This window comes from Amycolatopsis sp. NPDC104819 (assembly GCF_055583145.1).
The window spans coordinates 26,011-35,184 of record NZ_JBVJON010000004.1; the positions used below are offsets into that span (position 1 = coordinate 26,011).

General features: G+C 71.1%; 10 protein-coding genes. 5 read left to right on the top strand and 5 right to left on the bottom strand.

Going from position 1 to position 9,174, the window contains the following annotated elements:
- Nucleotides 1–24: 24 nt before the first annotated feature.
- Nucleotides 25–666 (bottom strand): PAQR family membrane homeostasis protein TrhA, encoded by a 642-nt coding sequence (gene trhA / locus ACZ63E_RS12890; protein WP_465336698.1) that lies wholly within the window; start codon nucleotides 664–666, stop codon nucleotides 25–27.
- 118 nt (nucleotides 667–784) lie between these two features.
- On the opposite strand from trhA, the gene ACZ63E_RS12895 reads away from it, so the two are divergent.
- Entirely contained in the window at nucleotides 785–1,561 is a 777-nt protein-coding gene (locus ACZ63E_RS12895; protein ID WP_465336133.1) for an isoprenyl transferase, read from the top strand.
- A 51-nt stretch (nucleotides 1,562–1,612) separates the two neighbouring features.
- Here ACZ63E_RS12895 and ACZ63E_RS12900 read toward each other — a convergent pair whose 3' ends face one another.
- Nucleotides 1,613–1,840, bottom strand: a complete 228-nt coding sequence (locus ACZ63E_RS12900) for a hypothetical protein (protein ID WP_465302688.1) — start codon at nucleotides 1,838–1,840, stop codon at nucleotides 1,613–1,615.
- A gap of 744 nt (nucleotides 1,841–2,584) precedes the next feature.
- Here ACZ63E_RS12900 and ACZ63E_RS12905 point away from each other — a divergent pair.
- The gene (locus ACZ63E_RS12905; RefSeq protein WP_465302690.1) at nucleotides 2,585–3,877 is read left to right on the top strand and encodes a PhoH family protein; all 1,293 of its coding nucleotides are present in this window, start codon (nucleotides 2,585–2,587) and stop codon (nucleotides 3,875–3,877) included.
- A gap of 182 nt (nucleotides 3,878–4,059) precedes the next feature.
- On the opposite strand, the gene guaB1 is transcribed toward ACZ63E_RS12905, so the two are convergent.
- The gene (guaB1, locus tag ACZ63E_RS12910) at nucleotides 4,060–5,499 is read right to left on the bottom strand and encodes a GMP reductase (RefSeq protein ID WP_465336134.1); all 1,440 of its coding nucleotides are present in this window, start codon (nucleotides 5,497–5,499) and stop codon (nucleotides 4,060–4,062) included.
- A 67-nt stretch (nucleotides 5,500–5,566) separates the two neighbouring features.
- On the opposite strand from guaB1, the gene ACZ63E_RS12915 reads away from it, so the two are divergent.
- Nucleotides 5,567–6,034, top strand: a complete 468-nt coding sequence (locus tag ACZ63E_RS12915) for a DUF309 domain-containing protein (RefSeq protein ID WP_465336135.1) — start codon at nucleotides 5,567–5,569, stop codon at nucleotides 6,032–6,034.
- Complete coding sequence (locus tag ACZ63E_RS12920; protein WP_465336136.1) at nucleotides 6,028–6,528, top strand: hypothetical protein; 501 nt, start codon at nucleotides 6,028–6,030, stop codon at nucleotides 6,526–6,528. The genes ACZ63E_RS12915 and ACZ63E_RS12920 overlap by 7 nt, the downstream gene beginning before the upstream one ends.
- On the opposite strand, the gene ACZ63E_RS12925 is transcribed toward ACZ63E_RS12920, so the two are convergent.
- Complete coding sequence (locus ACZ63E_RS12925) at nucleotides 6,525–7,148, bottom strand: MBL fold metallo-hydrolase (RefSeq protein ID WP_465336137.1); 624 nt, start codon at nucleotides 7,146–7,148, stop codon at nucleotides 6,525–6,527. The genes ACZ63E_RS12920 and ACZ63E_RS12925 overlap by 4 nt on opposite strands.
- Nucleotides 7,149–7,245: 97 nt before the next feature.
- On the opposite strand from ACZ63E_RS12925, the gene ACZ63E_RS12930 reads away from it, so the two are divergent.
- Nucleotides 7,246–8,460 (top strand): NADH:flavin oxidoreductase/NADH oxidase family protein, encoded by a 1,215-nt coding sequence (locus ACZ63E_RS12930; protein ID WP_465336138.1) that lies wholly within the window; start codon nucleotides 7,246–7,248, stop codon nucleotides 8,458–8,460.
- On the opposite strand, the gene ACZ63E_RS12935 is transcribed toward ACZ63E_RS12930, so the two are convergent.
- Complete coding sequence (locus ACZ63E_RS12935) at nucleotides 8,457–9,056, bottom strand: Pr6Pr family membrane protein (protein WP_465336139.1); 600 nt, start codon at nucleotides 9,054–9,056, stop codon at nucleotides 8,457–8,459. The genes ACZ63E_RS12930 and ACZ63E_RS12935 overlap by 4 nt on opposite strands.
- Nucleotides 9,057–9,174: the final 118 nt, after the last annotated feature.

Below are 9,174 nucleotides of genomic sequence, written 5' to 3' on the forward strand. Positions count from 1 at the left end.
AGATCCACAACGGTAAAACCGCAGCTAGGCGTACATCGCCAGCCAGATCGCGATGTAATGCGAAACCGCCGCAAGCACGGTGCAGGCGTGGAAGTACTCGTGGTATCCAAAGGTATCCGGCCAGTGGTTCGGCCACTTGAACCCGTAAAACGCCGCCCCCAGCGTGTAAAACAGCCCACCCACGCACAGCAGCACCAACGCCGCGATCCCGGCATGCGAAGCCAGCTCGGGGAAGACGAAAACCGCAACCCAGCCCAGAGCGATGTAGATCGGCACCCCGACCCACCGCGGCGCGTGCGGCCACAGCATCTTCAGCGCCACGCCCAGGACCGCGCCGCCCCAGACGATCGACAGGATCACGTAACCCGTCGGCTTGGGCATCGCCAGCAGGGTGAACGGGGTGTACGTGCCCGCGATGAACAGGAAGATCATCGAGTGGTCCGCGCGCTTCATCCACTTGTACGCGCGGGGGCTCCACAAACGACGGTGGTACAGCGCGCTCACGCCGAACAGGCCGAGCACCGTGAGGCCGTAGACCGACGTCGCCAGCGCCGCCACCGGGGACACTGTGGACGCCGCCAGGCTGATCAGCGCCGCCGCGGCCGCTACCGCGCCGAAGAACGTCCAGAAGTGGATGTGGCCCCTCAGGCGCGGCCGGAGGTCCACGATGGGCTCGGGTGGTTCCGTCGTCAGGCTCACCCGTCCAGGTTACGGGACCGTAGGTTCTCCAGCACTGCTCAATGCGAGTCACGCGCCTCACACCGGGTGCGTACTCTTCCTCGACGTGAGTGTTCGCTCCTTCTTGTCCGACGTCGTGTACAGCGCCTACGGCAGGCGCCTCATCCAGCAGGCCCGCGGCCGGCATCCCCGGCACATCGCCATCATGCTCGACGGCAACCGTCGGTGGGCGCGCGAAGCGGGCTTCGCGGACGTCGCGGACGGTCATCGGGCCGGTGCGAAGAAGATCGCGGACTTCCTGAGCTGGTGCCAGGAGGCCGACGTCGAGGTCGTCACCATGTGGCTGCTGTCCACCGACAACCTCAACCGCGACCCGGACGAGCTCACGCCGCTGCTGAAGATCATCACCGACGTCACCGACGAGCTCGCCGCGCCCGGGACGCCGTGGCAGCTGCGGATCGTCGGCGCTCTCGACCTGTTACCCAGCGAAGTTGCGAAGAAACTCAGTGAAGCCGCCGCGCGCACCGAAGGGCGTACCGGCATGGAGGTCAACGTCGCTGTCGGTTACGGCGGGCGCCAGGAGATCGCGGACGCCGTGCGCAAGCTGCTGCTCCAGCACGCCGACGAGGGCACGTCCATTCACGAGATGGCGAAAATCCTCGACGTCGACCACATCTCCGAGCACCTCTACACCTCGGGGCAGCCGGATCCGGACCTCATCATCCGCACTTCCGGTGAACAGCGCCTTTCCGGATTCCTGCTCTGGCAGTCCGCGCATTCGGAATTCTGGTTCACCGAAGCGTATTGGCCGGCATTCCGCCGGGTCGACTTCCTGCGGGCGATCCGCGACTACGCCTGGCGGCACCGCCGGTTCGGCTCGTAAACGCGCCGAAGGGCCCCGGAGCGAGCTCCGGGGCCCTTCGAAGAGCCTGACTCAGTGGTGGTGGTGCTCCAGCGAGTGCAGCACCAGCGCCGGCGAGGTCAGCACGCCGGTGTAGGCGCCGGCGACCAGGGAGGCCGCGCCGTAGCCCAGCGCGCCGCCGCCCTCGATGAACGTGGCGTAGGCGTCGCCGAACGTCGGGTCCGGGGTGCCGCCGTGGTCGCCCGTCGCGGCGAACGCGGTGCTGCCGATCATCATGAGGCCCGCAGCGGTGGCGGCCACGAATCCAGCCTTCTTCAGCACTTCGCACACTCCTAGGTAGAACTGTTGGGATCCGGGGCACCGGAGGACCGGTGGTGTGTCCCGCAGTCAAAAAATTACTCGCCAAACGGGCGTCTCGTACGTCTTGTACGCCCATTGTGTGAGCCTGACGCAGGCGCTTTCACTCGGTACGGTTCTCTCTTGGTGGCGCAAAATGCGTCGTTGCTCCGAACGTGGTAGAACCCTGAAGCCGATTTCGTGAATACGCCGGGTCAGCAATTTTCCCAAGATCATTCCGACGTGGGTGCACCGATCGAGACGTCGACTACACAGAGTGAATGTCACGGGACGTCGATGTCGGACGACCGACAGTGAGGTGACGATCTGGCGAATCACCGTGTTGGCTTCCTGCGCGATCCGGCATTCGTATGTACCTTCCGTGGTGAGGGCACGCGATCCGTGCGGGTCCTCGCGGGAGGCCCTGGTCGTGACGGTGATCGAGGGGGCGGCGCAGCCGCCCACGAGACGCACGAGGGGGCCGGCACCCGGCCCTCGTGGCCGCGCCACCTGACCCACCGGTCAGAGGGAGTGGTCCAGCCAGGGAGGTGCCCGGCCCAGCGAGTGCGGGCGTGAGGTGCACACGCCCTCGAGGGAGATGCCGTCGTGACTGCGCAGCGTTTGCCCCGTAAGGCCTCTGGCCGTTCTTCGACCGGTGCCGTTCCTGGCCCGGAGAAAGCCTCGACCTCGCCCGAATTCCAGCAGCACATGTACGTGCTCGACACGTCGGTCCTCCTGTCGGACCCGTGGGCGGTCACCCGCTTCGCCGAGCATGCCGTCGTGCTTCCGCTGGTCGTCATCAGTGAACTGGAGGCGAAGCGCCACCACCCGGAGCTCGGCTGGTTCGCCCGGGAGTCCCTGCGCATGCTCGACGACCTGCGCCGGCAGCACGGCAGGCTCGACGCGCCGCTCCCCATCGGGGACCACGGCGGCACGCTGCAGGTGGAGCTGAACCACTCGGACCCGACGGTGCTCCCGGTCGGGTTCCGCACCGACTCCAACGACCACCGCATCCTCGCCTGTGCGCTCAATCTGGCGGCGGAGTTCCCGGCGGTCACCCTGGTGACGAAGGACATTCCGCTGCGGGTCAAGGCGGGCGCCGTGGGCCTGGAGGCCGACGAATACCGCGCGCAGGACGTCACGCCGTCCGGCTGGACGGGAATGGCGGACGTCGACGTCGAGCAGGACGTGCTCGACACGCTCTTCGGCGGCGGCACCGTCGACCCGGTCGAGTACGGCCTGGACGACCTCGCCGAGCTGCCCTGCCACACCGGGCTGCGGCTGCTCGCGGGCAGCTCGAGCGCGCTGGGGCGGATCACGGCGGACAAGCGCATCCGGCTGGTGCGGGGCGACCGCGAGGCGTTCGGGCTGCACGGCCGCAGCGCCGAGCAGCGCATCGCGCTCGACCTGCTGCTCGACTCCGACGTCGGCATCGTCTCGCTGGGCGGGCGCGCCGGCACCGGCAAGTCGGCGCTCGCGCTGTGCGCCGGCCTCGAGGCGGTGATGGAACGCCGTCAGCACCGCAAGGTGGTGGTGTTCCGGCCGGTCTACGCGGTCGGCGGCCAGGACCTCGGCTACCTGCCCGGGTCCGAGAGCGAGAAGATGCAGCCCTGGGCGCAGGCGGTGTTCGACACGCTCGGCGCGCTGGTCAGCCAGGACGTCCTCGACGAGGTCTTCGACCGCGGCATGCTCGAGGTGCTCCCGCTGACGCACATCCGCGGCCGGTCGCTGCACGACGCGTTCGTGATCGTCGACGAGGCGCAGTCACTGGAGCGCAACGTGCTCCTGACGGTGCTCTCGCGGCTCGGCACGGCGTCCCGGGTGGTGCTCACGCACGACGTCGCCCAGCGCGACAACCTGCGCGTCGGCCGGCACGACGGCGTCTCGGCGGTGATCGAGAAGCTGAAGGGCCACCCGCTGTTCGCGCACGTCACGCTGACCCGCTCGGAGCGCTCGCCGATCGCGGCGCTCGTCACCGAGATGCTGGAGGACCACGGCTGAGCCCCCACCGGTCGTGGGGGGGGGGGGGGGGGGGGGGAGGGGCAGACACCCCCCCCCCCCCCCCCCCCCCCCCCCCCCCCCCCCCCCCCCCCTACTCCCCCCCCCCCCCCCCCCCCCCCCCCCCCCCCCCCCCCCTCCTTTTTCCCCCCCCCCCCCCCCCCCCCCCCCCCCCACGACCGCGGTTACCAGCCTGAGGGGAGTGGGCGGCCCTCCGCGAAGCCCGCCGCCGACTGGACGCCCAGCAGCGCGCGCTCGTGGAACTCCTCCAGGGTGCGCGCGCCCGCGTACGTGCACGACGAGCGGACGCCCGAGCCGATCGAGTCCAGCAGGTCCTCGACACCCGGGCGGGCCGGGTCGAGGGACATCCGCGACGACGAGATGCCCTCCTCGAACAGCGCCTTCCGCGCGCGGTCGAAGACGTTGTCCGTCCGCGTCCGCGCGCCGACAGCGCGCTTCGACGCCATGCCGAACGACTCCTTGTACGGCCGGCCCTGCTCGTCGAACCGCAGGTCGCCGGGGGATTCGTAGGTGCCGGCGAACCACGAGCCGACCATCGCCGCGGACGCGCCCGCGGCCAGCGCCAGCGCGACGTCGCGCGGGTGGCGCACCCCGCCGTCTGCCCAGACGTGCTTGCCCAGCTCACGCGCGGCGGCCGCGCACTCGGCGACCGCCGAGAACTGCGGGCGGCCCACGCCGGTCATCATCCGCGTGGTGCACATCGCGCCCGGTCCGACCCCGACCTTGATGACGTCGGCACCGGCCTGGATCAGGTCTCGCGTGCCCTCGGCCGTGACGACGTTGCCGGCCACCACCGGGACCTGCGGCGACACCGACCGGACGGCCTTCAGCGCGGCGATCATCTTCTCCTGGTGCCCGTGCGCGGTGTCGACGACGAGCACGTCGACCCCCGAGCTCAGCACGGCTTCGGCCTTCGCCGCGACATCGCCGTTGACGCCGACCGCGGCCGCGACGCGCAGCTTGCCCGCGTTGTCGACGGCCGGGGTGTAGATGTCCGCGCGCAGCGCGCCGACGGCGGTCAGCACGCCCGCGAGGCGGCCGTCGGCGTCGAGACCGAGGGCCAGCTGGGCGCCCGCGCCGTGCAGCCGTTCGAAGACCTCGCGGGCCGGCGTGTCGAGCGGGACCGCGACGCTCGCCGGCTGCGCGACGTCGGCGAGACGCGCGAAGCGGTCGACACCCGCGCAGGCCGCTTCGTCGACGATGCCGACCGGACGGCCTTCGCCGTCGACGACCACGACAGCGCCGTGAGCACGCTTGTGGACCAGGTTGAGCGCGTCGGCCACCGCGTCGCCGCCGGTGAGCACCAGCGGCGTGTCCCACACCGTGTGGCGGCTCTTCACCCAGCCGACGATCTCCGCGACGGCGGTGCCGTCCACGTCCTGCGGCAGCACCACCAGGCCGCCCCGGCGGGCGACGGTCTCGGCCATCCGGCGGCCGGCGACGGCGGTCATGTTCGCGACCACGATCGGGATCGTCGCGCCGGTGCCGTCCGCGGTGGACAGGTCGACGTCGAAGCGGGACTCCACGTCCGAACGGTTCGGCAGCAGGAACACGTCGTCGTAGGTCAGGTCGTGAGCAGGCCGGTGGCCGTCGAGGAAACGCACGAGTCCCCAGGCTACGTGGCTCGCCGGGAGACGGCGAACGCGGCCGGGCGCGTGGCAGGATCGAGGCATGAGCCGCCGGGACCGGGACACCGAGGGACGGGCACGCAACGCACGACCGCGCGACGGTCTCGGCCGCCCGCTTCCCTACGGCGAAGAGGGTGTCGAGCGCCAGCCGGAGGGCATCGCGCGGACCCCGGCGCAAACGCTTGCGGAGGCGCAGCAGCTGCTCGACGACGGCAAGCCGTTCCACGCGCACGAAGTCTTCGAGGACGCGTGGAAGACCGCGGACGGGCCCGACCGCGAGCTGTGGCGCGGGCTGGCTCAGCTCGCCGTCGGCCTGACGCACGCCGCGCGCGGCAACGCGGTCGGCGCGGCGTCCCTGCTCGAGCGCGGCGCGGCGAACATCGAGCCGTTCCGGGCCGAGCGGCCGCACGGCATCAACGTCGCGGGCCTGCAGGAGTGGGCGCGAAGCCTGGCCGAAGAGGCGAAGCGGCGCGTACGCGTGGAGCCGACAGCGCCGCGGCTGACGTGCTGACGGCACTGGGTGCCGCGGTCATCGCGGCCGTCGCCTCGCTGGTCGGCGTGACGTTGGGCGCGTTGGTCGAACCGCTGAAGCTCAATGCGGCGCGGCGCGCGAAGCTGCGGCAGGACCGGGCCGACCGCTGCGGCGCGTTCATCGAGGCCGCTGCCCGGGCGCGGCAGCACCTCGTCAGCCTCAACGTCACCCACCGGCAACGGGAGGACGGCGGGGACGTCGAGATGACCCGCTACGAAGACGAGTACTACCAGGCGCGCGCGGAGATGCGCTCGCTGCTCGGGCTCCTCGTGATGAGCGGGCCGGACGAGCTGGTCGGCGCGGCCGAGGACGTCCGCCAGAAGGACATGGACCTGCACCACGTCCGGCACGAGCGGGACGAAGGCGCCGAGTTCGATCGGCTTCAGCTGCCGCCCGTCGTGCGGAAGGCCGTGACCGAGCTGGACCGGGCGATCGAGGCGTTCGCCCTCGTCGCCCGGAAGCACACGTCCTAGGGCTGGTCCCAGCCGCTCGAAGCCGCCTTCTCGGCGCCGATTGTGGTGCCTTCGCCGTGGCCTGTGTGCACCTTCGTCGCCTCCGGGAGCGTGAACAGCTTCTCCTGGATGGACTTCAGGATCGTCGGGTAGTCCGAATAGGACCGTCCGGTGGCGCCGGGGCCGCCGTGGAACAGCGTGTCGCCGGTGAACACCACACCGAGCTTTTCGGCGTACAGGCAGACCGCGCCCGGCGCGTGCCCCGGGGTGTGGATGACGCGCAGCGCTGTGCCCGCGACGGTGATCGTCTGGCCGTCCTCCAGCTCTCCGTCCGGCGCGCGGACGGAGTGCGTCTGGTCCCAGAGGACGCGGTCGTCCGGGTGCAGCAGGATCGGCGCGCCGGTGGCCTCGGCCAGCTCGGGGGCCGCGTTTACGTGGTCGTTGTGCGCGTGGGTGCAGACGATCGCCGCCAGTTTCCGCTCGCCGACGACGTTCTCGATCGCCTTTGCGTCGTGGGCCGCGTCGATCACGATCACCTCGGCGTCGTCGCCCACGATCCACACGTTGTTGTCGACGTCCCAGCTGCCCCCGTCGAGCTCGAAGACACCAGAAGTCACCAGGTTCTGCACGATCGCCGTCATGGGCCCGACCCTAACGGCCAGCTGGCCGGTCGACGACATACCGACGGTATGCTACTTTCGAGTAGTCTTACTGCCGGTAAGTTCGAGGAGTGCCGCGATGAGCCGTGACCTGCTGGCCGAGCCGCTCAAGCTGCGCTGCGGCGCCGTCCTGCCCAACCGGCTGGTGAAGTCGGCGCTGAGCGAGCAGCTCGGCGACCGCCGGAACGCCCCCACGCGCGCGCTGCACGAGCTGTACCGGACGTGGGCCCGCGGCGGCGCCGGCGCGCTGATCACCGGCAACGTCATGGTCGATCCCGCTGCTCTGGGCGAGCCCCGCAACGTCGCGGCGACCCCGGACCCGGACGTCTTCCGGCCGTGGGCGAGCGCTGTCGACGGCACCGACACGCAGCTCTGGGTGCAGCTGAACCACCCGGGCCGGCAGAGCCCGCGGTACCTGTCCCGGGAGCCCGTCGCGCCGTCTGCTGTGCCCTTCGGCGATCGAGGCGTGCGTACCGCCTTCGCTGCTCCGCGCGCTCTCACGAGCGAAGAGATCGAAGCGATCATCGAACGCTTCGGCGTCGCGGCCGGCACGTTCGTCAAAGCGGGCTTCGCCGGCGTACAGATCCATGGCGCGCACGGCTACCTCGTCTCGCAGTTCCTTTCACCGCTGACGAACCTGCGCACCGACGCGTGGGGCGGCGACGCCGTCCGCCGTCGCCGGTTCCTGCTCGAGGTGGTGCGGCGCGTGCGCTCGGCGGTGGGCGACGCCGTGCCGGTGTCGGTCAAGCTCAACAGCGCGGACTTCCAGCGGGGCGGCTTCACCGAGGACGAGTCCCTGGAAGTCGTGCGTGAGCTCGGCGAGGCCGGGCTCGACCTGCTGGAGGTCTCCGGCGGCACGTACGAGAAGGCCGCGATGATGGGCTCGGGCCGGGCGAGCACTGTCGCGCGCGAAGCGTACTTCCTGGACTACGCCGCGAAGGCGCGTTCAGTGTCCGACGTCGCGCTGATGGTCACCGGCGGCTTCGCGACCCCCGGCGGCATGACCGACGCGCTGAGCTCCGGCGAGCTCGACGTCATCGGGCTCGGCCGGCCGCTCGTCGTTGATCCCGCGCTGCCGGGACGACTGCTGGGCGGCGAAGACGTCCAAGCCGAGCGGCGGTGCCCGAAAACCGGGATCCGGCTGGCCGACAGCCTGCTGGAGATCCAGTGGCACACCCGGCAGATGCACCGGATCGCGGCCGGCAAGCCGGTCGACCGGCGCGGCGCGCTGCCGACGCTCGTGCAGTCCGCGCTGACCGATGGTGTCAACGCGTTCCGCCGCGTCCGGGGCTAAGCGGGCCGCACCCGGCGCTCGTACAGGAACGCGCCCGCGGCGAGCGCCGTGAAGAACAGGCCGATGAAGACGCAGTTGAGCGTCACCTGGCCGTAGCCGAGCGCACCCGCGTCGACGAACGGGTACGGGTAGAAGCCGGTGATCGCGCCGCGCGGCAGCGTGAAGGCGAGCCAGGCCAGCGGGTAGAGCAGTGACCACCAGACCGTGCGCCAGGCCAGCGCGCCGCGCGGGCCGGCGACGAGCCAGCCCAGCACGAACAGCAGCGGCGTCACCTTGTGCAGCATGGTGTCGGAGAAGAGCTGCAGGCCGTGGAGGTCGTACAGGCCGGCGAGGGCGACCTGGTAGACGATGCCGGTCACGATGATGCCGACCAGCGCGTCGAGCCAGAGCACGGAGAACAGGCGGCCGCGCGCCACGCCGAGGGCGACCAGCGCCGAGGTGACCGTGACCAGCAGGTTCGAGTCGATCGTGAAGAAGCAGAGCAGGTTCGCCAGCCGGCCGTCGGCGTCCTGGGCGGTCGCGACGACCTGGCTGACCAGGCCGGTGAGGGCGACCACGGTGGTGACCGCGAACCAGGCGCGGGTGAGCTTCGGCATTCCTTGACGATAGTCCACTGTGGACCTGATGGTGCCGGGGGGGGGGGGGGGGGGGGGGGGGGGGGGGGGGGGGGGGGGGGGGGGGTGGGGGGGGGGGCGGGGGGGGGGGGGGAGGGGA

Excerpts from the sequence above, each read along its gene's own strand:
- ACZ63E_RS12925 (WP_465336137.1), bottom strand. The coding sequence starts at position 7,148 with ATGACGGCGATCGTGCAGAACCTGGTGACTTCTGGTGTCTTCGAGCTC.
- ACZ63E_RS12905 (WP_465302690.1), top strand. The coding sequence starts at position 2,585 with ATGTACGTGCTCGACACGTCGGTCCTCCTGTCGGACCCGTGGGCGGTC.
- ACZ63E_RS12935 (WP_465336139.1), bottom strand. The coding sequence starts at position 9,056 with ATGCCGAAGCTCACCCGCGCCTGGTTCGCGGTCACCACCGTGGTCGCC.
- ACZ63E_RS12915 (WP_465336135.1), top strand. The coding sequence starts at position 5,567 with ATGAGCCGCCGGGACCGGGACACCGAGGGACGGGCACGCAACGCACGA.
- ACZ63E_RS12930 (WP_465336138.1), top strand. The coding sequence starts at position 7,246 with ATGAGCCGTGACCTGCTGGCCGAGCCGCTCAAGCTGCGCTGCGGCGCC.